Genomic DNA, 24,931 nt, shown 5'->3' with positions numbered 1-24,931 from the left:
ATCGCTCGGCGTGCCGCTCAGGGCAGCACCCAGGCACACGCCGTCTCGTTCGCCACGCTGAGGCACTCGAACGGAGCGCCGCCGATCATGGCGCGGTGCTCCGCGGCGCCGATACGTGCGCGTGCGATGCGGCGGCACTCCGGATGCTGCGGCAGGGCCGCCTCCGTGGCAGCCCGATCACCCGCGGCCATCAGGACCCGCAACGCCACAAGGGTCTTGCAGGCGACGACGTCGGTGGATTCGGCCGGCTGTGCGTGGGCGCCGGTGCCGGCGGTGAGCCCGAGCAGGAGGGCCAGGAGGCCGGCGCGCAATGGTCGGGTCATCGGCGGCTCTTCTCCGGTGCGGCGGATCTGTCGGACGGGGCTGGTTTGTCGGAGCTCGATGTCTTTTCGGAATTCGATGTCTTGTCGGAGCTCGAGGCCTTGTCGGACGCCTTGGTTTTCTCGCCCGTCCGCGGCTTCGCCGTCGCCCCGGCGGGCTTGACGGTGCCGGCGACGACCCATTGGCAAACGCTCGTGCTGCGCAGGGTCAGGCAATCATAGGCGCTGCCGTTGAGGGTGAGGTGCTCGGCGATGCCCGCCACCGCGTCGCGCGGAACGATCTGACAGCCGAGATGGTCGGCCTTGTCGTCGTTAAGGCGCGCCACGACGGTGGCCACCACGTCCTTGCTCTCACGCAGGAGGAGCCGGAGGTTCGCCAGGGAGGCGCATCCGATCGCCGGAACCGGCGCGGGCGCCGGCGCGGCGGCGGCGGCCGGCGCAACGGTGGCCGCGTGCGCGGTCGCCTGCAGCGCGCCGGCGATCGCCAGGACGAGCAGGAGGGGGCGGATCGAACGCATCGGGAGGATCTCGGCGGGAACGAGCGCAAGCGGCGGGACGCCCTCCGGGAGTCGGCTCTCGGAAGCGGGTCGGACCGCCACGCTATAACGCGCTCGCGGCCATTCCGCCGCATGGCGGCAAATCCGTCGCAGGTCCCACACCCGCTCAGGCACCGGGCCGGCGCAGCTTGCCGAAGCGCTTGATCGCCCGGTCCCGGCGCAGGCGGGAGAGCCGCTCGATCCAGAAGATCCCGTCGAGCTGGTCGATCTCGTGCTGCAGGCAGGCCGCCCGGAAGCCCTCGGCCTCCTCCACGTGCTCGGCGCCGTCGAGGTCGCGGTAGCGCACCCGGACCCGCACGGCCCGGTCGACCACGTCCATCACCCCCGGCATCGAGACGCTGCCCTCCTGCTGCGGTCCACGCTCGGGCGAAGCCCAGACGATCTCCGGGTTCACGTAGGCGGTCACCGGCTCTCCGGGCTCCATCCGCAGCAGCACCAGGCGCTGCGCTCGGCCGATATGCGGCAGGGTGAGCCCGAGGGCGGAGACCGCCAGCATCACCGCCTCGAGGGCGTGGGCGGATTCGCGCAGGGCCGCGTCGAACGCGGTGACCGGGGCCGCCACGAGCCGCAGGCGGGGATCGGGATAGATCAGCAGGGACGAGGCGGACACGAGGGCGGTTCCAATGCGGGGTGGGACGTCACGGTTGCGCGAGGGGGGCCGGGAAGCGGGTTGCTGGCCCGTGCCTTGCGGCGTTCAGGCCGGACCACAGGCCCGACCCGGAGACGGAATGGCACGACAACGCGGCGAGACCCAATCCCCCCGAGCAGCCCACCGCTTCCTGAGGCTGCGCGATTCCGGCGAGGTCATCCTCGTCGCCCTGACCACGATCCTCGGCATGCTCTGGGCGATCGTCCTGGTGACGCATTTCCACGCGTCGCTCAGCGGCATCGGCCAGTCCTTCTGGCTGACGCGCTGAGGCTCAATATTCCCACTCGGCTCCGACACCCACCGCGGTGCGGCCGTCGCTGCCGGCCTCGCCCTGGATCTTGACCCGCCGGGTCACGTCGTAATCCACCGTCGCCGCCGTGTCGGCGGGCTTGGCGCCCGCCTTCACGCCGACGCTGAGGCGGTCGCTGAGATAGCGCGAGGCCCCGAGCGCCGGTCCGCCGCTGGCGCCGGTGGAGACGTCGAGGCTGTCGAGCCCCAGGCCCTTGCGCGCCTGCTCGAACACGTCGACGCCGCCGGCCCCGCCGGAGAACTGCGCCACGGCCTGCGCCAGCTGCAGGGCCTGGAACGGCGACAGCCCCCCCGACGCCTTCTTGAACAGCAGGCGCGACAGCACCTCGTCCTGGGGCAGGCTCGGGTCGGAGGTGAGGAGGAAGCTCGGCTGGTTGGCCGGGCCCGTCACAGCGATCCGCGCCGTCACCTCGGCCGCCTTGGTCTCGGCCACGAAGTCGAGGTCGGGCGTGGCGATCTCGCCGCCGAAGGTGAGGCGCCCGCGGGTGAAGTCGAGGCGCTGGCCGACGACGCTGAGGCGGCCACGGCGCATCTCGAAATCGCCGGTGGCCACGGGGTCCCGCGACGAGCCGGTGATCCGGAGCGCGCCGCCGAGCTCGGCGTCGATGCCGCGGCCGCGCACGAAGATGCGGTTCGGGGCGTTCACCGCGACGTCGAGGGTGGCGTCGAAGGGCGGGGCGACCTTGCCGCGCTTGCCGAGGGCCGCGACCTTGGCCCGGCGGTCGGCCCGCGCGGCGAGGCGCGCGCGCACCTCAGGCGGCGTGTTCACCCGGCGGATCTCCGGCAGGGGCTGCACCGTGGCGGGCAGGCGGTCCGGCACCGAGACGTCGACCGAGACGAGGTCGATCCGGCCGGCGATCTTCGGGGTCCGGGCGAGGGGCCCGGTGAGGGCGAGATTGAGGCTGGCCACCGCGGTCATGAGCGGGCTGGAGACGAGCTCCGCCCGCTCGGCCGAGACCCGGAGCGAGCCCGGAAAGCCGGCGGCGGGCTCCAGGGCCACCCGGCCGTCGCCGCGCAGGGTTCCGCCATTGCGGGTCTGGGCCGTGAGGCGTTCCACCACCAGGGTGTCGCCGCGGCCGGTGACGCGGCCCTCGATGTTGGTGAGGCGGATGCCCTGGAGCGGATCGTTGAAGGACCCGCCCGTGAGGGTGGCGGCGCCCTCGGCCCGGGGCGCGGCCAGGGTGCCGGTCACCCCGGCATCGAGGGCGATCCGTCCCGCGACGCGCTGGCCGCCGACGCTGAGGAGGCTGTTGGCGAGCGCCGCGTCGAGGGTGCCGCGCAGCTTCACCGCGAGGGCCTCGCCGGGAGCCACCGGCAGGGACCCGGTCACCGTCATCTCGGCCCCGCGCCCGGCGGAGACCCGTCCGTCGATGCCGGCGCGTCCGTCGCTCAGCGTTCCGCTCGCCCGGGCGTCGATGGGCGGGAGGCCGGCCTTGCGGGTCTCGGGCGTGACGAGGCGGGCGACCGTGAGGGCGTAGCGCCCCTCGGGCCGGCTGGCCGAGCCGCGCAGGTCGGCCTCGCCGTCCAGGGTGCCGGACAGGGTGAGGCTGGGCGAAGCGATCCGGGCCAGGGCCAGGGGCAGGCTGCGGAGGCCGAGCTTGAGGTCGAGGGTCTGGCCGACCCGGCCGGAGAGGCTGAGCCGTCCGCTGCCGGCCGCCACCACGAGCGTGTCGATCACGGCCGAGCCGCCGTCGAGGGTGACGCTCGCCGGCCCGGCCAAGGCCAGGCGGTCGCCGCCGCGCACCGCGGAGAAGCGCGACAGGTCGATGCGGGTCCGCTCCCCCGGCACGAGCCGGGCGGCACCGTCGAGATCGAAGCCGCGCGCCTTCGCGCTCAGGGTGATGTCGCTGGCATTCGGCGCACCGACCGCCACGAGGCGGACGGTGTCCAGGCTCTGGCCGGCGGCGACGATGCGGTCGGCGTTCACCCGCCCGTCGACCACGGGCCGGGCCAGCAGGTCGCGCCCGGTGAGGTCGGCGTCCAGGCGCGACAGGCCGATCGCGCCGAAGCGCAAAGCGGCTCCGGTCGCCTTCACGGCGGCATCCTGGCGCCCCCCCGCCCGGGACAGGGTGACGGCGGCGTCGAGGTTGCCCGCCATCGGCGTCAGCGCGAGCGGCGCGAGGTCGTCGAGGTTGCCGGCCGCGAGGGTGAGCGCTCCCTCGGTGAGCAGGCTACGGGCGTCGATGGCGGCGCGGCCGTCGAGGGCGACGGAGCCCAGCCGGAAGGCGAGGCGATCGAGGGTCCAGGCGTCCGGCGTGGGCCGGGCCAGGTGCGCGTCGCCGCGCAGAGCCTTGCCGGCGACGTCACCGGACAGGCGCAGGGTGCCGTCCAGGGCGCCGGTGACGTCCTTCAGGACGGTCTCGACCCGCAGGTCGCGGAGCGGCCGGCCGAGAGCGCGGGCCTCGCCCGCCGTCAGGGTGGCGGTGAGGTCGGGGGTCTCCAGCGTGCCGCTGAGCCGCCCGTCGAGGAGGGCGCGCCCGGCGAGCTTCGGGTCGAGGGTGGACAGGTCCTTCAGGTCCACCACCAGCTTGGCGTCGGCGAGGCGCGCGGTGGCCCGGCCGTCGAGGCGTCCGACGATCTCGGCTCCCTCGAAGCGGGCGCCCTCGAAGGCGTAGCCGTCATAGACCTGCGAGAGCCGGCCGCTGAAGCGCGGCGCGGCGCCGAGGGTGCGGTCGAGGGCCGGGAGCGAGAGGACGAGGCCGCTGGTGCGCAGGTCGACATCGGCGCTGACCGCCTTGCGGGCCGGGTCGCCGGTCAGGGCCGCGCGGGCCGTCAGGGTCCCGGCGAGGGGCCGTCCGGCGACCTCCGAGAAGGCCGCGAGGTCGGACAGGGCCGCGTCGACGGTGCCCGTGAGGGTGTTCTGGCCGACCCGGCCCGCATAGGCGGCTTTCGCGGTCGGCCCGTCGAGGGTCAGCTGGGCGACATCGAGGATGCCGTCGGACTGCAGGGTGCCGCGGAAGGTCAGCGCGGCCCGCGCTCCGATCGCCCGGCGCAGGGCCGGATCGGCGAGGCGCAGGCCGTCGACCCGGGCGTCGGCCGCGAGGGCGAAGCGGGCCGCGGACGGGTCGGGTCCGGCCGGCAGCATCGACAGGGTGGCGTCGACCCGCTCCAGGGCCGAGCCGCCGGCGCGCAGGCCCGCGGCCTTCAGCGTGCCGTTCACGGTGGGCCGCGCGATGGCGCCCTTCAGGCTGCCGTCGAAGACCAGGGTGTCGAGCTCGGCCTCCGCCGCCTTGGTGACGCCGCCCTCGGTGGGCACGGCGCGGGCGGAGACGAGGAAGTCGGCCACCCGGTCGGCGGTGAGGGTCCCGCGGGCCTCGAGCCGGGCGGTGCGCGAGGTCAGTTCCAGGCGGTCGATGCCGAAGGCGCCGCTATCGGCGAAGCGAAGGCCGCCGTCGAGCTTGGTCGTGCCCGAGAAGATCGCCGCGGCCGGGCCGGGCAGCAGGCCCTCGATCCGCGAGGCCAGGTCGAGGGCGAGACGCCGCTCGGCGCCGATGCGGGAGATGCGTGCGGTGCCGCGGGCGCCGAGGTCCGGCCCGGCATCGAAGTCGAGGCGCGCGTTCCAGGCATCCAGGGTGCCCCGCCCGTCGAGGTCGAGGTTGATCGGCGGCGTGCCGGGCAGGTTGGCGGCCTTGGAGAGGAGGCCGCCGGCCGGCTCCACCAGGGTGGTCTTAAGCTCGAGGGTCTCGCCCTTCGGCACGAACAGCAGCCGCGCGCCGAAGCGCCCCTCGGCATCGAGGCGGCGCACCGCGACATCGAGGTCGAGGCCTTCGGACGGGGCGCCGAGATTGGCCCGGCCCTGCGCGGTCAGGCGGGCCGGCTGTCCGGCCAGGGCCTCGCCGAGGACGAGTTCGGCCAGCGTGAAGGCCTTGACCTCGACCTTCACCGGCAGGTCGGGCAGCAGCGATCCGTCGGGCTCCGGCGTCGCCGAGACCGGGGCGGGCAGGGGACGGCGCAGGACCTCGAGGCGCCCGATCTCCAGGGTTTCCACCTCCAGGCGGCCGGAGAGCAGGGCGAGACGGCGCCAGACTAGCCGGGCCCGGTCGAGCTTCAGCCAGACGCCGTTGGCGTCGCTGATCGCCACGTCGCGAATGGTGGCGTCGGAGGACAGGGCGCCGTCGACGGCCCCGATGGCGACTCGCGATCCCGGCGTCGACAGGGCCTTCGACAGGAGCCCGCCCAGGACGGTCTTCTCGCCCTCGTCGGCCCGGGTGCGGGTGGCCGGGCTGGTGGCGAACACCGCGACGCACAGGGCCGCGGCCGCGAGGCGGACGGTTGTTCTCCCCTTCGCGGGGGAGGGTGGCTGCGGCGCGGGCGGGAGGGTCGCTCTTCGAATGGTCCGTGCGGTCCAGAAGGCCATCAGAAGGACTGCCCCAGGCTGATATACAGGGCCACCGGGCGCTCGTGGTTGCCCTTGATGCGGTCCATCGGGAAGGCGACGTCGACCCGGATCGGGCCGATGCCGGTGTAGTAGCGCAGGCCGAGGCCGACCGCGTAGCGGATGCGCTCGTCGAAATCGGGCAGGCTGCCGGCGAAGGCGGTGCCGGCGTCGATGAAGGGCACCACGCCGATCGTGTCGGTGACCTTGATGCGCGCCTCCACCGAGGCCTCGAGCAAGCTGCGCCCGCCGATGGGCAGGTTGAAGGGCCCGCGCGGTCCCAGCGTCCGGTAGGGGAAGCCGCGCACCGAGCCGCCGCCGCCGGCGAAGAACCGGATATTGGCCGGGATGTCCTCGAGGTTCGCCCCCGAGATCGAGCCGAAGCCGATGCGGCCGGCCAGGATGTAGCGGGCCTCGTCGTCGAAGGCGTAATAGGTCGAGCCCTGCGCCTTGGCGACGAAGATCGACGGGTCGGAGCCGAGGAAGCCCGCATAGGGCGTGGCCGAGGCGGTGAGGCGCACGCCCTCGGTCGGATCGAGCAGGTTGTCGGTGGAATCGTAGCTCACCGAGAGCGGCACGCCGACGAGGCGGTAATCGACCTTCCCGAGCGCGTCCTGCGCGCGCCCCGCCTGCCCGTCGAGGCCGACCTGGGCGAAGAAGGTGTCGGAGAAGCGGTGGCGCAGGGCGACGGTGCCGCCGGCCGCGTCGCTGACGTAGGATTGCTGCGCCTCGCGGCCCGCGAAGACGTTGGCGATGAAGTCGTTGCGGGTGCCCCAGAGGGCCGGCTTGACGAAGGTGGCGGAGAGCCGGCCGCCCAGGCCGTTCGAGTCGATGCCGGCGGCCTTGCGCTGCTTGGCGTAGAGATCGTTGCCCAGATAATAGATGTCGGCATCGACCCGGAAGGTCTCGCCGCCGCCGAACAGGTTGCGGTTGGCGTAGTAGGCCCGGATGCCCGGCCCGTCGACGGTGGAGTAGCGGGCCGCGACGCCGATCAGGTTCTTCTCGCGCTCGGTGACGTCGACGAAGATCGGCAGGTTGCCGGACGGATCGAGGGTCTCGCCCTCGCGCACCCGGATCGAGCCCAGCCCCTCGACCTTGGCCACCGAGCGGCGGATGTCCGACACGGCCTTCGGCGAATAGGGGTCGCCCGGCTCGGCGTAGATGAACGAGCGGACCACCGCCGGATCGAGGTCCCTGGTGCCCCGCACCGCGACCTCGCCGAGCCCGGCGATCGGCCCCGGCTCGATCGTGTAGGTCACGTCCATGACGTGGGCGGCATCGTCCACCACGGGATCGCGGGCGACAGCCTTGGCAAAGGGATGGCCCAGGGCGCGGAAGCGATCGACGATCTTGGCCTCGCGGGCCAGCACCGTCGCCGAGCGGGCCGGCACGTCGTCCCCGACGCGGGTGAAGCGCTCCGGCAGGATTTCCTCGGGAAACGGATTGCCCCGGGTGTCGCGGGCGCGGATCGAGCGCAGGGTGTAGAGCGGGCCGGGATCGACCACGACCTTGACCGGCACCAGGGCACGGGACCGCGACGCCTCGGCGGCACGGGCCGCCGACACCACGGTGGACTCGCCGGCCAGGACGACGCCGTCGATGCGGATCGCGACGGTGCCCTGGTAGTAGCCGTAGCCCGAGAGCACGTCGGCGAGACGGCGCTGGTCGGCCTCCGCCCGGCGCACCAGGCCCTCGCCGTCCGGCGGCGCCTCCTGGCGCAGGCGATACAGGGACGAGGTGTCCTGCAGCGCGCGCAGGACGTCGTCGTCATCGATGCCGGAGAACTTCACCGTGTAGGGCAGGGCGCCGGCGCTCGGGGCCGGCGGCTCCTCCTCGGAGCCGAACAGGCCGAACAGGTCGAAGGCCCGGGCCGGCCCCACGGCGAGCCCGGTCCCGGTGGAACCGAGGACCAGCGGCCAGGCGGCACAGGCGAGCCGCCAGACCGATATACGACGAATCCGCCCCCGAATTCGCGTCACGAATGGCCGTTCCGGCGAGCCCGGGGCGCAGGCGCTCCCGGCTCTCGTCGCTGCGTCGCAGGCCCTGCCATTCCATCCCCTTCCGGGCCGCGGCCCTGCCGCCGGTCCCGCATCGCCGTCTCGTCCCGGGGCCTTTCGGGGCCCCATCCCTTGATCGCCAGAGTACCGGTCCGGGGGCAGTGCAGCAACCGTGGCGGGCCCCGCCGCCCCCAGGCACAGTGGCGGTTGCGCGGTTCGCCGCAGGGGCGGCCCCGCCAGGGCTTTCCTCAATCGGGCAGGGAACCCGGCTTTGGCTGGCGCCTTGTCCTTGCGTCGCAGGCTTCCTAACTTTGTAACCATCGCTCCATGGCCGGCTCATTCCGGGTAGCGCACCCGCCCATTTCTCAGGACTGCTCGCCAGTCCTGTCCGCGGGTGCCGCTTCGATCTCACATCCCATCCGACGACCCTGCGCCTCGGGTGCCCGCGCGTGCTTACGCGGGTACCGGGCAGCCGATGGCAGGCAAAACAACGCTTCAGGAGAACAGCACCATGAGCACGGGCACCGTGAAATGGTTCAATGAGACCAAGGGTTATGGCTTCATCCAGCCGGATGACGGCGGCAAGGATGTGTTTGTTCACATCTCCGCCGTGGAGCGCGCCGGGATGCGCAACCTGATCGAAGGTCAGAAGGTCTCCTACGAGATCGAGAACGACCGCCGCACCGGCAAGCAGTCGGCCGGCAACCTTCAGGCCGCCTGATCGCGGTCCGCCGGTCCGGGTCGCCCCGTTCGGGCGCCCCCTGACCGGCCCGACGAGGCCCGAATGCTGAGGCCTCGTTTCAACAACCTGTCAGAAGCCGCTTTCCGACGGGCGGCTTCTGTTGATTCCCGGCAGGCAGTCGGGCATGGGGCTGTTGCAGTGCAAGACTAGCTGAAAACCGGTTTTTTCACGGCCCCATGCCGCGCGTGCTCCACGCCGGATGCGGGCGACTCACCACATGAGAAAGGTCAGATGGGCGCCTTCGACTATCGGAATTTCGACGACCGCCGTAAGAACTCCCTCAGCGCCAAGCAGATGCTGCTGGAAAAATTCAAGGCCCGTCCTCCGGCCGACGACCCGGAGATGATCGCCAAGGCGCAGGCCCGCGCCGAGGTCGCCCGCGCCCGAGACGAACGCGCCCGCGAGCGCGAGGCTGCCCGGATCGCCGCCGAGAAGGCCGCAGCGGAAGCCAAGCGTGCCCGCGAGGAAGCCGAGCTCGCCGCGCAAATCGCACGCGAAGAGGCCGAGGCCCTGGCTGCGTCCGAGGCGAAGGCGGCCGAGCTCGCCGCCAAGAAGGCGGCCCGCGACGCCCGCTACGCGGCCCGCAAGGCCAAGGCACGTCGCTGACAGTCTGGACGGGCCGCTTCGGCAGAGCCCGGATCCGGGCGGAACAGCACCGAACATGAAAAAGGGCCGACGCGGTGCGTCGGCCCTTTTTCGTTGGACGATCAGGCGTATGGGACGATCGGGCGAACCCGACCCGTCCTCAGGCCTCGGAGCGGGTCTCGGACTCGCCGTCCTCGCCCTCGTGGCCCTCAGCGGAGTCTTGACCCTCGGCGGAGTCTTGAGCCTCGTTGTGAGCCTCGGCCGGCTCCGCCGTCTCCTCTTCGGGACGCGGGCCTGCCTTGAAGGTACGACGCGGCGCGTTTCCACGCTTCATCTGGACCGGCTTCTCGATTGCACCCAGGCGCTCGGACAGGAGCTTCGCGCGCTCGTTGAAATCATTGGTCGATCGCGACTGCGACGCACCGCTCTTGAACGCATTTGCCACTTGGGCCTCATGGGGTTGCCCAGGGCACGGAGTCGTGCGGGGTTGGCTCCGTGTAGCACGGTTGGGGCCCCGCGTCGGCTTTTATCTTCACGGCGCTGAGAGGACGCGCCGCGGCTCAGAAGCGCGCCGTCAGGAAAAGTCGGACGTTGCGACCCGGCAGCAGGACCTCGTCCTTCTTGAACGAGGCCGAGTTGCGGATGTCGTCGTCGAGCAGGTTGCGGCCCTGCAGCCCGAGGGTGACTTCGCTCGCGCCGTAGAGGGCCGGATCGACGGCCTTGGTGTAGCTCACCTCGGCGCGCAGGTCGTTCCAGCCGGGCGTGACCGTCTCGAACGGGGCGATCTCCACGTGGTCGAAGGCGTGCAGCAGGTTCACCCGGGCGAACCAGCCATCGGTCGCCACGAACACGCCGCCGCCCAGGCGATGGGGGGGAATGCGCGGCACGTAGGCGCCGTTGTCGAACTGCGCCCGGACGAAATCGTACTGCGCCTCGAGGCCGGCCCAGCCGTTGCCCACCGGGATCACGTCGAGCTGCGCGGCGATCTCGGCGCCGTAGAAGGTGGCGTTCTGCTGCGAGTAGACGATCTGCCGAAGCTCATCCCCGCCGCCGCAGGAGGCGAAGTCGTCGTCGCAGCGGTTGCCGGTGTCGCGCTTGTAGATGAAGCCGGTATAGCGGGTGTAGTAGCCGGTCGCGTCGAGGCGCAGCGGACCCTGCGCCCGGCGGATGCTCATCTCCACCGTGCGGGCGCGCTCGAGCTTCAGGCGCGGATCGCCGATCTCGAAGGTCGCGGTCGCGTCGTGCGGCCCCTGCGAGAACAGCTCGTAGGCCGTGGGCGCCCGCTCCACGTAGGAGCCGTTCACGCTCGCCACGAAGCCGTAGGGCAGGTCCTGCAGGGCGCCGAAGCTGGCGCTCTTGGGGGCGAACCGCCGCTTCAGGGCGAAGGAGGCCGGGTCCTGCCCCTCGACCGGCAGGTAGTCGCTCGGAAACTCGACCGCGGTGCTGGAGGAGCGGGTGCCCTCGATGCGGCCCGCCGCCTGGAAGCGCAGGCCGTGGCCAACATCGAGCTGCTCGAAGAGGTAGACCGCGTTCGAGCGCGATTCCGTCGGCGGCAGGAAGCTCTCGCCCTGCGTGTTGAGCACGCGCCGTCCCGTCTGCACGCCGAGGGCGCCCGTCAGCGTGCCGAGCGCGCTGAAGACCGGCACGTGCTGGGCCTCGATGCGGCCCTCGGCCTCCCGGCTCTTGAAGGTGGCCTGGATGCCGTCGATCCCGGTCTCGCCGATGCCGCGCTCGTCGTGCCGGTAGACCGAGCCGCCGGCCCAGAACCGGATCACCTCGAGGGGGCCGTCGAGCGGACGGTACTCGCCGCGGGCGACCACCCGGTCCTGGCGCGGGTCGAGGCGGGTCCGGCTCTCGGCCGCTTCCCCGCCGGGGATCTGGTAGAGCGCATCGTAGTGGCTGAAGGAGATGCCGACGAAGCCGCGGTCGCCGATGGCCGAGATGCCGACGGAGCCGCCCTGGGATTCGGTGGCCGAGTTGCGCTGGATCCCGCCCGGGACGGCGTAGCTGTCCGTGGCGCTGCGGAAGCCGTCGGCATGGACCGCGATGCCGTCCTTGCCGGCATCCACGGTCGCGGCGCCGAGGCGCCCGTTGTCGACGCTGGAGAAACCGGTGGTGACCTGCCCCGAGACCCCGTTCGCCGGGATGAAGGTCGGGACGCGGTTGTTCTCGGCCGAGACGACGCCGCCGATCGCCCCAGAGCCGTAGCGCAGGGTGGCGGGTCCGCGGATCACCTCGATCCGGTCGCTGACCAGGGGGTTCACCGGGACGGTGTGGTCCTCGCCGAGATCCGACACGCCGTTGTTGATGACGCCGTTCTCCTGGATGCGCACGCGGGCATTGTCGAGGCCGCGGATGATGGGCCGGCTGGCGGCGCCGGGCGCGTAGGTCGAGGAGGAGATGCCCGGGCGGTCGAACAGGGCGTCCCCGAGGGTCCGCGGCTGGTCACGGGCGATCTGCTGCTGCGTCACCACGGTGACGGGCGAGTAGGTGCTGGTCACCACCGGGAGCACGCCCACCGGGAACGACGCGCCGGGCTCGCCCGCGCCGCCGCCTGCCCCGCGAACGGGCTGGATCGGGCTCGGCGAGGTGACGCTGAGCTCGTCCAAGGTTGCCTGGGCCTGCTGCGCCGCGCCGGCATTCGCCCCGAGACCGGCCCCCGCCAGGGCCGCGCCGGCCCACACCATCCGCGATCGCCGCACCCGCTCACCCCATCACTCAATGTTATAATGTTTCATGAGGCGGATGTTATTGTATGACAAGCGTTGTTCGCGGCCCGGCCCCGCTTCGCGCCCGCCTGTGGCCCGGGCGCATCACCGCTGTTCGTCGGCGTCGCCGAGGATCGCGCGCGTGGCCGCATCTCCGAACCGCGTCTCCGTACCGCGCGGGCGACGCGGAACCCTGTGCGGGCCGGGCACATTGCGCAAGCATGTCCGACTTGAACCATCACGACCGGCCGAGCGCCGACGGGCGGCGCGCCGCCGGGGGCCTGCGGGTCACCGTCGACCTGAACCTCTGCCAGGCCTACGCCCAGTGCTGCTACGCGGCGCCCGACCACTTCGTCCTGAAGGGCCGCGAGGCCCTGCACTACGACCCGGCTCCCTCGGCCGCCGCCCGCGACGACATCGAGCGCGCCCGGATCGCCTGTCCGGTCCAGGCCATCCGCGTCGAGGATGCCGGGGCCGACCCGCGATGAGCGACGCCGAGACGCGGGTCGTGGTGGTGGGGGCCTCGCTGGCCGGCCTGCGCGGCGCCGAGAGCCTGCGGCAGGCGGGCTTCCGCGGTCCCCTGACCATCATCGGGGCCGAGCCCCATCGTCCCTACGACCGGCCGCCCCTCTCGAAGGCGGTGCTGACGGGCGAGGTCGCGGCCGACGCCACGACGCTGCCGAGCCGCGTCGACCTGGAGGCCGACTGGCGCTTCGGCGACCCGGCCACGGGCCTCGACCGCACCCGGCGGACCGTGAGCCTCGCGAGCGGCGAGGCGGTGCTCTACGACCGTCTGCTCATCGCCACCGGGGCCTCGGCGCGGGCCTGGCCGAACCCCGCCGAGGCGACGCTCGCCGGGGTGCATACCCTGCGCGGTCGCGACGAGGCCGAGGCCTTGCGGCGCGACCTCGCCGCCGGCCCGGCCCACGTGGTCATCATCGGCGGCGGCTTCATCGGCTGCGAGGTCGCCGCCTCGGCCCGGGCCCTCGACCTCAGCGTCACCCTGGTGGAGACCGGCCCGACCCTGCTCGCCAAGGTGCTCGGGCAGCATCTCGGCTCCGTGGTGGAGGCCCTGCATGCCAGCCTCGGCACCACCATCCGCAGCGGCGTGAAGGTGGCGGCCCTGGAGGATGACGGCACCGGCCGCGTGGCGCGGGTCGGCCTCGCCGACGGCACGGTCCTGCCGGCCGACGTCGTGGTGGTAGCCCTCGGCGCCGTGCGCAACACCGGCTGGCTCGCCGGCTCGGGCCTCGCGTTCGACGAAGGCGGGATCGACTGCGACGCGCAGGGCTACGTCCTCGACGAGTCCGAGCGGCCCGACACCCGGATCGCGGCCGCCGGCGATGTCGCGCGGTTTCCGCACCCGCTCTATCCCGGCCACCGCATCGCCCTGGAACATTGGGGCCACGCCGTGGCGCAGGGCCAGCATGCCGGCCGGCTCCTCGCGGGCCGTGCGCCGGAGCCCTACCGCGCGGTGCCGGCCTTCTGGTCGAGCCAGGGCGGCATCACCATCAAGTCGGTGGGCCTGACCACGGGCGCCGACGGCTTCGTCGTGGCCCGGGGCAGCCTGAAGGCGGGACGCTTCGTGGCGGTCTACGGCCAGGCAGGCCGCTGCATCGCCGCCGTGGCCTTCGATTGCGGCCGCTGGCTCCCGACCTATGCCGAGCACATCGCCGCGGGGGCGCCGTTCCCGCCGGAGACCGGCGGCGTCGATGCCGGCCCCTTCACGGTGCTGCCGCCGGCCTTCCCAGACCCTGCCCACAAGGACGAGGCATGAGCGACCACACCCTGTTCGCGCAGATCAAGGACGAGGCCGCCCGGCCGGATCCCTACCCGCTCTTCGCCCGCCTGCGGGAATGCCCCGTCTCGCGCCAGGAGGACGGCACCTACGTGGCCGCCTCCCACGCGGCGATCGCGAGCCTGCTGCACGACCCGCGGGTCAGCTCCGAGACCCTGCCGCCGGCCGACCGGCCGAAGACCGGCAATCCGCTCAAGGACTGGCTGGTGAAGCCGGTGCGCGACCACATCACCGACACCCACCGGCCCTTCATCTTCCGCGATCCACCGGACCACGACGACCTGCGCGCCGCGGTGATGCAGCAGTTCACGCCGCAGCGGGTCCAGGCCCTGCGGGCCCGCTCGCACATCCTCGTGGACGAGATCCTCGACAAGCTCGGCGATGCGACGGCCATCGATATCGTCGACGACCTCGCCTATCCGCTCCCCGTCACGGTGATCTGCGAACTCCTCGGCATCCCGCCAGCGGACGAGGCGCAGTTCCACGGCTGGGCGACGCAGCTCGCCACGGCCCTCGAACCCGACACCCTGCAGGACGACGACCTGCGCGCCGAGAACAGCCGCACCTTCGATGCGATCTCGGAGTACATGCAGGGCCTGATCGCGCAGAAGCGCAAGGACCCGCAGGACGACATGCTGTCGGGTCTCGCCACCGAGGGCGCCGACGGCCGCGGACGCATGAGCGACTTCGACCTCATCGCCACCGCGATCCTGATGCTGGTGGCCGGCCACGAGACCACGGTGAACCTCATCACCAACGGCATGCTGACCCTGCTCCGCCACCCGGACGAGCTGCGGCGCCTGCGCGAGGACCCGGCCCGTGCGCCCCGGGTCGTCGAGGAGCTGCTGCGCTACGAGCCCCCGGTCCAGTTCCGCACCCGCAAGACCCTGTGCCCGATCACCCAGAACGGCGTCACCATCCCGGAAGGCGCCCCCCTGGTGCTGCTGCTGGCCTCCGGCAACCGCGATCCCGCGGTCTATGCCGAGCCCGACCGCTTCGATCCCGACCGGGCCGACAACCGCCATCTCGGCTTCGGCGGCAGCCTGCATTACTGCGTCGGCGCGCCCCTGGCCCGCTTCGAGGTCGAGGCCGCCCTGGTGGCGCTGGCCCAGCGCCTGAAGAACCCCCGCCTCTCGATCGACCCGCCGCCCTACCGGCCCGGCTCCGCCCTGCGCGGCCCCAAGCACCTGCGCCTCGTCATCGACGGGATCGCGCCCCGGGCACCGTCCGCAGGCTAAGAACCAATTTAGTCCAGTCGATTGGGAGCCATGAGCCAGAATGTTGCAGACTTTTCGAAACAAATACTGTCTTCTTAACCGGGATTTATAGGTTGTCTTGAAGAGTCGGCGTCGCAACACATCTGTACGAGACGCCATCATGAAGTTCGGTATCCGCACGCGCCTGTATGCCGGTTTCGGCACGTTGATGCTCCTCACGGCCGGGATCGGTGGAGCGGCCCAGTACCAGTTCGAGGATCTTCTCGGCCGGTTCGAGCAACGCAATCGGATCGAACTCAACACGCGGAACATCATCACCGTCGTGGGTTTGACCGATCGCTTCGCGGCCCAGGCGCTCGAGTACAAGAGCTCGGCGAAGCCCGAGACCTTGACGACACTCGAAGAGACCCGCCGCCGGATCGTCGGCATCAGCACGAGCGTCACCAACAACACGATTTCCGAGGAGCGCCGGAAGCTCTACGCCGAACTGCGCGACCGGGGCGAGGATCTGCGGGAGGACGTCGTCCGCTTCGGCACCAGCAGCGCCACCGTGGCCACGGCCCGCACGCGCCTGTTCGGGGGCGGAAACGAACTGACCCGCCTGACCGGCGCCCTGATCGCGGAGATCCGGTCGAAGGGGAACGAGGCACAGCTCAGCCAGGCCCAGGCGCTCGAGAGTGCGATGCTCCTGGTGCGGGTGGCCGGTTGGCGCTTCCTGGCCACGATGGACCCCAGTGGGCCGGCCACCTTCGCGGAGAACAACCGCAAGGCGGCCGCCGCCGCCAAGGCCCTGCGCGAGCTCGATCCCGCCCGGCAATTCGGCGTCGCGCTGAAGCTGGCCGACGATGCCCTCCAGGTCTACGGCACGGCCTTCCAGGACGCCGCGAAAGCCCTGGAGGAGAGCCGCGTGGTGTTCGAGGATGACATTAAGTCGAAGCTGGCGACCATCCAGTCCATCGCCGCCAGGGCACAGAGCATGGCCGAGGCGCGGATGGGCGAGATTTCGGCGGCGACCCAGGCCAGCGTGCAGGGCAGCGAGCGCCTGCAGCAGGGCCTCATCGCCCTGGCGCTGGTCCTGAGCGGCACGCTGGCCTTCCTGATCGCCCGCAGCCTGATCCGGCCCATCGCCGGAATGACGGAGGCCATGACCCGCCTGGCCGCGGGGGAAACCGCGATCACGGTGCCGTCACAGGATGCGACCGACGAGATCGGTGCGATGGCCCAGGCCGTCGAGGTCTTCCGCCAGAATGCCATCGCCCGCCTCGAACTGGAGGCGCAGCAAGTCGCGGAGCGCTCCGCCCGCCAGCGCCGCGCCGACCGCGTCGACGACCTGGTCAAAGGGTTCGAGCGCACGATCGGCGGGGCCATCGGCATCGTCACCTCGGCCGCCACCGAACTCGACGCCACCGCCCGCTCCATGACGGGCGTGGCCGACGCGACCAGCCACCAGGCACAGGCCTCCCGGACGGCGGCCGAAGAGACCTCCGCCAACGTTCAGACGGTCGCCTCGGCGGCCGAGGAAATGGTCGCCTCCCTGCGCGAGATCGAGCGCCAGGTGCAGCAGTCGAACACGGTGGCGGCCACGGCCACCCGGGAAGCCCAGGCCACCGACGTGGCGATGGCCTCCCTGTCGGCGGCGGCCGAGCAGATCGGCGACGCCGTGACGATGATCTCCAGCATCGCGGGCCAGACCAACCTGCTCGCCCTCAACGCCACCATCGAGGCGGCGCGAGCCGGCGAGGCAGGCCGGGGCTTCGCGGTGGTGGCCACGGAGGTCAAGGAACTGGCCAGCCAGACGGCGCGGGCCACGGGCGAGATCGGTGGACACATCGCGGCGATCCAGCAGGCGACCGCCCAGGCCGTCACGGCGATCCGGCAGATCAGCCAGACCATCGGGTCGGTCAACACCATCACGGAGACCATCACGGCGACCGTGATCGAGCAGACGGCGGCAACCGGGGAAATCTCCCGCAACGCCATCGCGGCCGCGCGCGGCACCCAGGACGTCTCGGTGAACGTGGCCGAGGTCCTGGCCTCGGCCGGCGAGACCGGCAGCGCCGCCCAGCAGGTGATGATGGCGGCCGGCGAGCTCTCGACCCAGGCCGTGGCCGTGCAGCGCGAGGTCGAGGTCTTCCTCGACGCCATCCGGGCCGCCTGATTGCAGCCGGGCGCGGCGGCACGGTGGTTCGTCCCGCGGCCGCGCCCTTGCGCGGCCCCCCGCGGACCCGGAAGGCCGCGCCGCGTCCGGGGCGTCTCGGCTCAGGCCCGGACGTCGAGCGTGCCCATCATGCCGAGTTCCTCGTGTTCGAGGATGTGGCAATGGTACATCCGCGGCCCCGGGAGATCCTGGCGCAGGCGGATGCGGACCGTTTCGCCGACCGCGACGTTGACGGTGTCCTTCCAGCACCGGAACGCCGGTGTCCGGATCGCACCGGCCTTGGCGATGTCCACGACCTGGAACTGGGTTCCGTGGATGTGGAACGGATGGTCCATGTCCGACCCGTTGACGATGGACCACGACTCGAGCTGGCCGACCTTCGAGACCTCGTCGATGCGCCCCATCGCGAAGCTCCGGCCATTGATCAGGAAGCGCATGCCCATGCCGCCGGGCGGTGTGGACGGGCTGGGCGCGGACCGCGCCGTCGCGCCCATGTCCATACCTTCCATGCCGTCCGGACTTCCCATGCCCTCCGGACTTCCCATGCCGTCCGGACGTCCCATGCCGGCCATGCCTCCTGTGTCTCGCATGCCCTCCGGGGCCTGCAGGCCCTTCGAGTCTTGCATGCCCTTCAAGTTTTGCATGCCCTCCGGGTCCTGCAGGCCGTGGGAGCCTTCCATGCCACCCCCGCGCGACATGGCTTCCGTGAAGACGAGGCGCCGGGAGACGACCGGCTCGCCGAGCGCTACGACCCGCCTCAGGACCCCCGGCAGGGGCGGGGGGACGGCGGCCGCTCGTCCCGAGACCCGGGCCGTGAGCAGGACCAGTCCGGCCTCCTTCGGTTCGTCCGGCCCCATCCAGCCCCGCGCATAGGCGCGCGTCGTCAGCCGGGCCTCCCCGGGCCGGTCGAAGGCGACGATGAGTTCCACGCGCTCGCCCGGCACGATCATCACCTCGTCCACCGGAACCGGGGTCTCGACGAGGCCGCCATCGGTGCCGACGAGGAGCATGCGCGCACCCGCGAAGCCGAGGCGCAGGTACCGGGCATTCGTCGCGTTGACGAGGCGGATGCGGCGCTTCTCTCCCGGCGCCACGGACAGGACCGGGTTCTTCTGTCCGTTGACCAGCACATGGTCGCCGACGCGGCCGTTCATGGCGTCGGCCATGGTGCTCGGGGGCATCGTTCCATCGGCGGCGATCCGCAGATCGGTGAACATCAGGAGGGTGTCGCCGTAGGCGGCCGGAATGGGATCGACCTTCGGCTTGACCAGGAACACGCCCGCGAGGCCGCGATAGACCTGCTCGGCCGTGAAATCGTGCGGGTGCGGATGAAACCAGTAGGTCGCCGCGCTGCCTTCGGGGAGATCGAAGGCGTAGAGGCGCTCGTCGCCCGAGGCGACCGGGTTCATGGGATTGCCGTCCTGATCGGACGGGACCGGCATCCCGTGCCAGTGGATCGTGGAGGGCTGCCCGGGAATGCCGTTCCGGAACCGGATCGCGATACGGTCGCCTTCCGTCGCCTCGATCACGGGCTGGATGCCGTCATAGAGCAGGACGGGCGTCGCGAGCCCCTCGGCGTAGCGCACCACGCCCGGGCCCGCCGTGATCGTCGCGCTGAAGCGACCGGGCACGGTCGACTCGTTCGGCAGGCGCGGCAGGTCGCGCAGGGGCTGCCCCTGCGGCAGGACCGGCACCTCCGGCTTCGGGGATGGAGGGGCGCCTTCGCCCGCCATCGTGCCCATGTCGTGCATCATCTGCGCCGAGGCCGATCGGGAGCCGATCAGCCCCGCGAGACTCGCTACGAATGTCCGCCGCCGCATCCTGAACCTTTCGCCCGGTCGTCGAGCCGACCTCCGGGCGGGCTTTATCAGAATATCTCCAAGCGGCGCCATCCTGAAATCTGCCGAGACAGGGCCTCGATCAATAGAGGCACGATCGACGTGCGCCAGTCTTCGTCGCAATATTTTGGAGCGCATGACGACGTCGGCCGGCAACTGAGGCGCGGCGGTGCCACGCAGGCGGATCGCCTCAAGTCGTCGGCGCGTCGTCGATGGGTCGCGCCGCCCCGAACACCATTGGGTCACCGGACTCACTTGGGGGCGAACGCGCCTTTCACGGCGCGAGGACCTGCGACCGCGACGCAGGACGCGACGGATGCCGTCGATTTCGGAAACGGATCTTCTCGCCGCCACGATTGAGGACGCGCAGCGCGCGGCCCCTGCGAGCGGGTCTCAGCAGCGCGGATGAACCCGGCGCGCGCCCGGACCTCGCGACCCGGCGTCGAGAGGCCGCGCGGGCCTAGCCGCCCGCGACGACGACGAGGCGCTGGACCTCGCCGCGCAGGTAGGCCTGCAGGAACCTGTCGTAGTCCCGGAAGGAGACGCAACCGTTCGAGGCGCCGCTCGCGCCCAGCATGTAGGTGTGGGCGAGGAGACCGACCCGGCCGTGGATGGTCTCGGGGCCGCCGACGGGGGTGAGACGCAGGGCGCGGACGCCGTGGAACGGCTGCTCGCGCTCGCGGATGTCGTAGGTGCCGAGGGGCGTCGGCCCCTTCATCCGGACGTGGACGTGGCCGGGATTGTCCATGCTCTCCCCCAGCCCCGAATGCGCCTCGAGCTTCTCCCCGTTCGGGAGGGTCACGACCCTGGCGCGGATGTCGTAGACCGCGACGCCGCCGGTCGGGCTGGTCGGCACGGCGCTGAGGGCGCGCCGGAAGACGTTGTCGACCGGTTTCGTCTCCAGGGCCGCGTAGGCGAGCCGCGGCGGCTCGGGGCTCTCGACCCCGAACAGCTTCTCGATGAAGGAGCGGTTGTCCTCCGGCGGCGGTGCCACCGCACCGGCGGTCCGGGCGGGCGCCGTGCGCGCCGCCCGTGCGGCGAGGCGCCCGGCGCGGAATTCCGGGGGCCGCGGCACCGGCAGCGGCACCCAGCGTGCCGCCAGGGCAGGCGGTGCGGCCGGCGTCTCCGCCGCGGTCGTGGCTGCGGTCTCGGGCGTAATCTCGGGCGTGGTCTCGGCGGCGGGCGCCGCGGCCTCGGCGACGCTCCCGGGCGAGGGGTCGCTCGACGCCGCGGGTGCCGGGTCGTCGGATCGCAGGCCGGCGACCGCCGAGGCGGGGGACGCGTCGGGACCGACGGGTCCCGGCACCGTATGGACCATCGGCGTCACACGGGTGGGGCTCTCGGCCGGCGCATGGAACCAGGCGACGAACCCCGCCGCACCGCCACCGAGGAGGAGGGCCGCGATCCCGAGGCCGCGGGCGGCGCGCCCCGGTCCGACCGGCAGGGAACGCTCGGCAGCTTCAGCCATGGTCGATCCATCCCCTGCATGGGCCGGCGCACGTGCCGGGCCTTCGTTCCGCGTCCGTCCGGACGCGGGTGACGGGCGCGAGACCGCGCTGTCCGTCACAGGGCTATCCCACCCGGTCGGCTCGGCGTTTCTGAGGCAGGATTGTGCCGAAACTGGACAACGTCTTGTGGACTGGAACGCTCTACTGATGGGATCTGCCCGACGGCAGGCGCGAGACTGTCGAACCCGTGTCGCCACATTTCCGTCCGGACCGCGATTGTCTGCGCGGTTCGTCGCGTGTCGCGCCGGGATCCGAATCGGCCCGCCGGGACAGGGGCGGGTGGCCGCGCGGCCCGCTGGCGAGACGGGCCGCGGGCTCGGACCCGGGCCCTGAGGCACGAACGCCACACCCGCCGCCAAACATCGCGTGGTCCCGGCAAATCCCGCACCGCCGGACGCCGGTGCCTTGCCGCCAGCGCAATTGCCGGTGACGCAGGCCGAAATGCGGAGCCCCCGGGCTCCGCGCCCGCTCCCATTCGGAACCTGACATCGATGCCGCGTTCGCTCCTGTCGACAGTCGCCGTCCTCGCGCTCGCCGCCAGCCTCGGCGCCTGCGCCTCGCAGCGCCTGGAGGGGCCCAGCCGCAGCCGGATCGCCCCCGGCCCCCAGGCGGCCCTGGAGCCGGTCGTCCCCGCCATGCCGTCCGGCCCGGTCACCTCGGAGCCGCTGGCCCCGCCGCCGGGCGCCACCGCGGCCCCGGCCGACCTGCCGCCTCCGGTGGGCGTCAACGTCGCCGTCGCCCCGTCGACCCCGGTCATCGCCCCGGAGGCGCCCCCCGTCGCGCCGGCCCCGCCGCCGGTGGTGGCGAGCGGCCGCTCGTCCGTCGTCGGGTCCTGGAATGCCAAGGACGCCACCGGCGCGAGCTGCAAGGTCTCCCTGTCGAGCGCCCCGGCCCTGGACCTTTACAAGGCCAGTGCCTCCGGCTGCCCGAACAAGGACCTGTCCAAGGTCACGGCCTGGGACTACCGCGACGGCGAGGTCTACCTCTACCAGCCCGGCGGGACCGTCGCGGCCCGGCTGCGCCAGGGCGGCGGGGCTCTCGATGGTGCGCTGTCGAAATCCGGCGCGTCGCTCGCGATGGTGCGCTGAGAACCGCGCAACCTCGACACGACCCTCTCGGTATACCGCGAGCGGACATCGGGTCTGCGCGTCACGGATTGACGCGCAGCCCGAGCAGGAACGTGTTGGCGTGGAAGCTCGAACCGGCCGAGGTGCTGTCGAGGCGCTGGTAGATGTAGCTCCCCCGCATCGCCAGCCAGCGGTTGAAGCGATAGTCGATCCGCGCCGTCGCCGAGAATCCGCGCTCGGTGATGTTCACCCGGTCATAGTCGTTCGACAGGTAGCTGATGCCGCCGGTCAGCGAGAGATTGCGCAGCAGGTCGTGCTGAACTTCCAGCGTCGCGGTCTGTGTCAGGACACCGCTCGAACCGGGCACCGACGTCTCGATCACCCCCGTCGCACCATTCAGGCGGACCGTGGTGAGCGAGCTCGCGCTCCAGATCAGCGCCGCCGTAATCACGGGCGCCGTCAGATCGCGCAGAGCCGGGTCGACGTAGCTGCGATGCTGAAGACCCGCCGAGATTTCGCCGGTGACGAAGCGCGTCAGCGCAAAGGTCGCGCCGCCCGAGAGCGTGATGCCATCGGAATCGCGTCGTATTCCCGATGAATCGACGCGGAGATCGTAGACGCGCGTGTCGGCCAGGACATCGACGAAGGGCGTGATGACGGGCGAGATCTCGTATCCAGCCCGGAGTTGCAGGCCATACTGGTTCAGGTTGCGATCGCTCTGGCGCAGGATGGTGCCATCGGAGAGCTGCGCATCCTCGAACTCGGAGCGGTCGAGCAATCCCCGCAGCGACACCTGGACCCGGTTGAAGCGCTCTGTGACGCCGATCGTCGTGCCATAGCTCGCGATCAGCGGCCGGGTTGCCGTGGCGGCCGCCAGGTCCGGCGTGCCAGTGCGTTGTGTTTCCAGGAGAAATCGGCCTTCGACATCGATCCGGGTATCGCGGTTCGCGTCGATCCGCAGCCGGGTCACGCCCGCTCCGTTGGGACGACTGGCCCCCTGATTGTCCGGATAATCGACGTAGCCGCCCCGCAAATCACCGGTGAGTTCGCTCGACGACCAGTCGCTCCGAAAGCTCAATTCACCGTCCGTCCGCAGCGCCAGCGACGGCTTGGCCAGCCGATTGGTGATCTGGTCGGGGTTGGTGTCGTAGCCGATGCTCTGCTGGATCGCAGGCAGGATCGTGAAGGTCCCGACCTTGATCCCGAGCGGGGCGTAGGCCTCGTCGATCGTGATCGGACGCCGCAGCGCCGTCGAGAGAAAGAAGCCCGGCGTCTGGACGCCGGCAAGCGGCAGCACCGTCGGCAGCGGGACGCCGCTCACGGCACTGCGCACCACCGGCGTCAGACGCAGATCGTACGAGGGAACTTGCGTGATCGAGCGGACCGGCCGGACCGTGGCGTTCCCGAAGCGCCGGGGCGGGATCGCCCGGAGCCGCAGAAGATTGGTGAGCCCGCGATTGTTGGGTCCATTCGTTCCGCCGGAGGCGAGGGCGCTCCCGGACCGGCTTCCGGCCAGGGCACGCGTGGCCAGCCCCCCGTTGCCGGCCGTCTCTCCGCCGGTCGCAGAGCCGTTGCTGTTCAGGACGCCGCTGCCCGAGACGGCGCTGCCTCGCAGGCCCGCGCCCAGCGGCTGGACATCGCCCACGGCCGGCGTTCCAAGGGCATTCTCCGGGGCACCGGATGGGAGAGCCTGAGCCTCGGCGTAGGACGGGAGCGTGAGAGCCGCGATCAGAGCAAAGCCGCGAAGGCCTTGGCTGCGCCATCCTGCAATCGGCCCTGCGCGTGTCACGGATCGACGTCTTTCCGCTGACCTGAACGCCGATATCGGCGCTTCGAGACATGGACCGCCTGCGGATGCGCGAGGCGGACGACGCCAGATCACCTCCCAACGGAAGACGCCCCGACCTCATGGTTAACAGGCCTACAACCGGCACGGTTAATGGGGCGTCAACGTAGGACGGATGATAGCTGGACGGGCCGGGGAGTCGCCATCCGACCACAATCTGTCTTCATAGGCAGACAACCGTGGCGGCTCACGCGCACGCGATCTTACCAGAAGGATACGGGCCGGTATGGCTCCAGCAGACAGCGCCCAGGCCTTGCGCCCCGCCCTCATCCCCTCGGATTCGACGCTCTCGCCGGCCGTCGCGTCTGCCCTGCGGACGATCGAGACGGAACGTGACGGACTTGCCTGCTTGATGGAATCCATCGGCAACGGGCTCGGCGCGGCGTTCACCGATGCAGTGTCGCGCATCTCCCGCGCCAAAGGTCGCGCCATCCTCACGGGCATGGGCAAATCGGGCCATATCGGGCGCAAGATTGCTGCGACACTGGCCTCGACGGGGACGCCCGCCCTGTACGTTCATCCCGCCGAGGCGAGCCACGGCGATCTGGGCATGATCCAGCCCGAGGACGTCGTGGTGGCATTGTCCTGGTCAGGTGAGACGACGGAGCTTGCCGATATCATCGGCTACGCCCGTCGCTACCGCGTCGGCCTGATCGCCATCACGTCCAACAGCACATCGACGCTCGGCCGCGAAGCCGACATCTGCCTGACCCTTCCCAAGGCACGCGAGGCCTGCCCGAACGGTTTGGCGCCCACGACGTCCACGGCAATGCAGCTCGCCCTCGGCGACGCGCTTTCCATTGCGCTCCTCGAAGCGCGCGGGTTCTCCGCCCGGGAATTCAGCATCTACCACCCAGGCGGGCGCCTCGGCGCCTCGCTGCGTCAGGTTCGCGAAGTGATGCATACCGGGTCTCAGCTGCCGGTGGTCCCATGCGGAACTCCGATGCGCGCGGCCATCGCCGAGATCGATGCGAAAGGGTTTGGCTCGGTGGTCGTCGTAGACACCGATGGACGCCTCGCGGGTATTCTCACGGACGGCGATCTGCGCCGCAACGTCTTCCGCACGGATCTCGATAGCCTCGCGGTCGAGGCGTTGATGAGCGGCAAGCCAAGGACGGTAGCCCCCGAAACCTTGCTGGCAAAGGCTCTGGAAATCCAGGAATCGATGAAGATCACGGCGCTGATCGTCGTCGAGGACGATCGCCCCGTCGGGCTCGTGCACTATCACGATCTGCTCCGCTCGGGCGTCGCCTGAGC

At 71.5% G+C, this 24,931-nt stretch carries 19 protein-coding genes; 9 read left to right on the top strand and 10 right to left on the bottom strand.

What is annotated here, in order from left to right; translation table 11 throughout:
* Positions 1–17: 17 nt before the first annotated feature.
* From AC0IY1_RS09525 to AC0IY1_RS09515, 3 genes are all read right to left on the bottom strand, one after another.
* Positions 18–323: a hypothetical protein gene (locus AC0IY1_RS09525; RefSeq protein ID WP_471769130.1), complete on the bottom strand. Its 306-nt coding sequence runs from the start codon at positions 321–323 to the stop codon at positions 18–20.
* Positions 320–838, bottom strand: coding sequence for a hypothetical protein (locus AC0IY1_RS09520; RefSeq protein ID WP_471769128.1), 519 nt, complete (start codon positions 836–838; stop codon positions 320–322). Before AC0IY1_RS09520 ends, AC0IY1_RS09525 begins: the two co-directional genes overlap by 4 nt.
* Positions 839–983: 145 nt before the next feature.
* Positions 984–1,487: a peptide deformylase gene (locus AC0IY1_RS09515; RefSeq protein WP_471769126.1), complete on the bottom strand. Its 504-nt coding sequence runs from the start codon at positions 1,485–1,487 to the stop codon at positions 984–986.
* 118 nt (positions 1,488–1,605) lie between these two features.
* Between AC0IY1_RS09515 and AC0IY1_RS09510 the strand changes: the two genes are divergently transcribed.
* On the top strand, positions 1,606–1,794 hold the full coding sequence (locus AC0IY1_RS09510; protein WP_055952781.1) for a hypothetical protein: 189 nt from the start codon (positions 1,606–1,608) through the stop codon (positions 1,792–1,794).
* Between the two features lie 3 nt (positions 1,795–1,797).
* Here the strand turns inward: AC0IY1_RS09510 and AC0IY1_RS09505 are convergent, their stop codons facing one another.
* Together AC0IY1_RS09505 and AC0IY1_RS09500 are read right to left on the bottom strand one after the other, a co-directional pair.
* Positions 1,798–6,192 carry a translocation/assembly module TamB domain-containing protein gene (locus AC0IY1_RS09505; RefSeq protein ID WP_471769124.1) on the bottom strand — a complete coding sequence of 1,465 codons (4,395 nt, stop codon included), beginning with the start codon at positions 6,190–6,192 and terminating at the stop codon, positions 1,798–1,800.
* Positions 6,192–8,123 carry an autotransporter assembly complex protein TamA gene (locus tag AC0IY1_RS09500; RefSeq protein ID WP_471769169.1) on the bottom strand — a complete coding sequence of 644 codons (1,932 nt, stop codon included), beginning with the start codon at positions 8,121–8,123 and terminating at the stop codon, positions 6,192–6,194. The genes AC0IY1_RS09505 and AC0IY1_RS09500 overlap by 1 nt, the downstream gene beginning before the upstream one ends.
* A gap of 595 nt (positions 8,124–8,718) precedes the next feature.
* Between AC0IY1_RS09500 and AC0IY1_RS09495 the strand changes: the two genes are divergently transcribed.
* Both AC0IY1_RS09495 and AC0IY1_RS09490 read left to right on the top strand, forming a co-directional pair.
* Complete coding sequence (locus AC0IY1_RS09495; RefSeq protein WP_055952791.1) at positions 8,719–8,928, top strand: cold-shock protein; 210 nt, start codon at positions 8,719–8,721, stop codon at positions 8,926–8,928.
* Between the two features lie 252 nt (positions 8,929–9,180).
* A complete protein-coding gene (locus tag AC0IY1_RS09490; RefSeq protein ID WP_055952794.1) occupies positions 9,181–9,555 on the top strand; it encodes a DUF6481 family protein in 375 nt (124 codons plus the stop codon).
* Between the two features lie 139 nt (positions 9,556–9,694).
* On the opposite strand, the gene AC0IY1_RS09485 is transcribed toward AC0IY1_RS09490, so the two are convergent.
* Both AC0IY1_RS09485 and AC0IY1_RS09480 read right to left on the bottom strand, forming a co-directional pair.
* The gene (locus AC0IY1_RS09485; protein WP_471769122.1) at positions 9,695–9,979 is read right to left on the bottom strand and encodes a hypothetical protein; all 285 of its coding nucleotides are present in this window, start codon (positions 9,977–9,979) and stop codon (positions 9,695–9,697) included.
* 115 nt (positions 9,980–10,094) lie between these two features.
* Positions 10,095–12,221 carry a TonB-dependent receptor gene (locus AC0IY1_RS09480; RefSeq protein WP_471769120.1) on the bottom strand — a complete coding sequence of 709 codons (2,127 nt, stop codon included), beginning with the start codon at positions 12,219–12,221 and terminating at the stop codon, positions 10,095–10,097.
* A gap of 242 nt (positions 12,222–12,463) precedes the next feature.
* On the opposite strand from AC0IY1_RS09480, the gene AC0IY1_RS09475 reads away from it, so the two are divergent.
* The 4 genes from AC0IY1_RS09475 (at position 12,464) to AC0IY1_RS09460 (ending at position 17,415) form a co-directional block, all read left to right on the top strand.
* Positions 12,464–12,730 carry a ferredoxin gene (locus AC0IY1_RS09475; RefSeq protein ID WP_055952804.1) on the top strand — a complete coding sequence of 89 codons (267 nt, stop codon included), beginning with the start codon at positions 12,464–12,466 and terminating at the stop codon, positions 12,728–12,730.
* On the top strand, positions 12,727–14,019 hold the full coding sequence (locus AC0IY1_RS09470; RefSeq protein WP_471769118.1) for an NAD(P)/FAD-dependent oxidoreductase: 1,293 nt from the start codon (positions 12,727–12,729) through the stop codon (positions 14,017–14,019). The genes AC0IY1_RS09475 and AC0IY1_RS09470 overlap by 4 nt, the downstream gene beginning before the upstream one ends.
* Positions 14,016–15,278: a cytochrome P450 gene (locus AC0IY1_RS09465; protein ID WP_471769116.1), complete on the top strand. Its 1,263-nt coding sequence runs from the start codon at positions 14,016–14,018 to the stop codon at positions 15,276–15,278. Before AC0IY1_RS09470 ends, AC0IY1_RS09465 begins: the two co-directional genes overlap by 4 nt.
* A gap of 139 nt (positions 15,279–15,417) precedes the next feature.
* Entirely contained in the window at positions 15,418–17,415 is a 1,998-nt protein-coding gene (locus AC0IY1_RS09460; protein ID WP_471769114.1) for a methyl-accepting chemotaxis protein, read from the top strand.
* 101 nt (positions 17,416–17,516) lie between these two features.
* Here the strand turns inward: AC0IY1_RS09460 and AC0IY1_RS09455 are convergent, their stop codons facing one another.
* Both AC0IY1_RS09455 and AC0IY1_RS09450 read right to left on the bottom strand, forming a co-directional pair.
* Complete coding sequence (locus AC0IY1_RS09455; protein ID WP_471769112.1) at positions 17,517–19,235, bottom strand: multicopper oxidase family protein; 1,719 nt, start codon at positions 19,233–19,235, stop codon at positions 17,517–17,519.
* Between the two features lie 478 nt (positions 19,236–19,713).
* Positions 19,714–20,721, bottom strand: coding sequence for a DUF2778 domain-containing protein (locus AC0IY1_RS09450; protein ID WP_471769110.1), 1,008 nt, complete (start codon positions 20,719–20,721; stop codon positions 19,714–19,716).
* A gap of 531 nt (positions 20,722–21,252) precedes the next feature.
* Between AC0IY1_RS09450 and AC0IY1_RS09445 the strand changes: the two genes are divergently transcribed.
* Positions 21,253–21,849, top strand: coding sequence for an AprI/Inh family metalloprotease inhibitor (locus AC0IY1_RS09445; RefSeq protein WP_055952817.1), 597 nt, complete (start codon positions 21,253–21,255; stop codon positions 21,847–21,849).
* A gap of 61 nt (positions 21,850–21,910) precedes the next feature.
* Here AC0IY1_RS09445 and AC0IY1_RS09440 read toward each other — a convergent pair whose 3' ends face one another.
* Positions 21,911–23,617: an outer membrane beta-barrel protein gene (locus tag AC0IY1_RS09440; RefSeq protein ID WP_471769108.1), complete on the bottom strand. Its 1,707-nt coding sequence runs from the start codon at positions 23,615–23,617 to the stop codon at positions 21,911–21,913.
* Between the two features lie 283 nt (positions 23,618–23,900).
* Between AC0IY1_RS09440 and AC0IY1_RS09435 the strand changes: the two genes are divergently transcribed.
* On the top strand, positions 23,901–24,929 hold the full coding sequence (locus AC0IY1_RS09435) for a KpsF/GutQ family sugar-phosphate isomerase (protein ID WP_471769106.1): 1,029 nt from the start codon (positions 23,901–23,903) through the stop codon (positions 24,927–24,929).
* Positions 24,930–24,931 lie beyond the last annotated feature (2 nt).

This window comes from Methylobacterium sp. AC690 (assembly GCF_979256535.1).
This window is presented reverse-complemented; position numbering and strand designations above follow the sequence as displayed.

Bases quoted from the DNA above. Each gene is read 5' to 3' on its own strand.
- AC0IY1_RS09460 (WP_471769114.1), top strand. From the start codon at position 15,418: ATGAAGTTCGGTATCCGCACGCGCCTGTATGCCGGTTTCGGCACGTTG.
- AC0IY1_RS09455 (WP_471769112.1), bottom strand. From the start codon at position 19,235: ATGCGGCGGCGGACATTCGTAGCGAGTCTCGCGGGGCTGATCGGCTCC.
- AC0IY1_RS09510 (WP_055952781.1), top strand. From the start codon at position 1,606: ATGGCACGACAACGCGGCGAGACCCAATCCCCCCGAGCAGCCCACCGC.
- AC0IY1_RS09490 (WP_055952794.1), top strand. From the start codon at position 9,181: ATGGGCGCCTTCGACTATCGGAATTTCGACGACCGCCGTAAGAACTCC.
- AC0IY1_RS09450 (WP_471769110.1), bottom strand. From the start codon at position 20,721: ATGGCTGAAGCTGCCGAGCGTTCCCTGCCGGTCGGACCGGGGCGCGCC.
- AC0IY1_RS09505 (WP_471769124.1), bottom strand. From the start codon at position 6,192: ATGGCCTTCTGGACCGCACGGACCATTCGAAGAGCGACCCTCCCGCCC.
- AC0IY1_RS09480 (WP_471769120.1), bottom strand. From the start codon at position 12,221: ATGGTGTGGGCCGGCGCGGCCCTGGCGGGGGCCGGTCTCGGGGCGAAT.
- AC0IY1_RS09465 (WP_471769116.1), top strand. From the start codon at position 14,016: ATGAGCGACCACACCCTGTTCGCGCAGATCAAGGACGAGGCCGCCCGG.
- AC0IY1_RS09475 (WP_055952804.1), top strand. From the start codon at position 12,464: ATGTCCGACTTGAACCATCACGACCGGCCGAGCGCCGACGGGCGGCGC.
- AC0IY1_RS09470 (WP_471769118.1), top strand. From the start codon at position 12,727: ATGAGCGACGCCGAGACGCGGGTCGTGGTGGTGGGGGCCTCGCTGGCC.
- AC0IY1_RS09445 (WP_055952817.1), top strand. From the start codon at position 21,253: ATGCCGCGTTCGCTCCTGTCGACAGTCGCCGTCCTCGCGCTCGCCGCC.
- AC0IY1_RS09525 (WP_471769130.1), bottom strand. From the start codon at position 323: ATGACCCGACCATTGCGCGCCGGCCTCCTGGCCCTCCTGCTCGGGCTC.
- AC0IY1_RS09520 (WP_471769128.1), bottom strand. From the start codon at position 838: ATGCGTTCGATCCGCCCCCTCCTGCTCGTCCTGGCGATCGCCGGCGCG.
- AC0IY1_RS09495 (WP_055952791.1), top strand. From the start codon at position 8,719: ATGAGCACGGGCACCGTGAAATGGTTCAATGAGACCAAGGGTTATGGC.
- AC0IY1_RS09435 (WP_471769106.1), top strand. From the start codon at position 23,901: ATGGCTCCAGCAGACAGCGCCCAGGCCTTGCGCCCCGCCCTCATCCCC.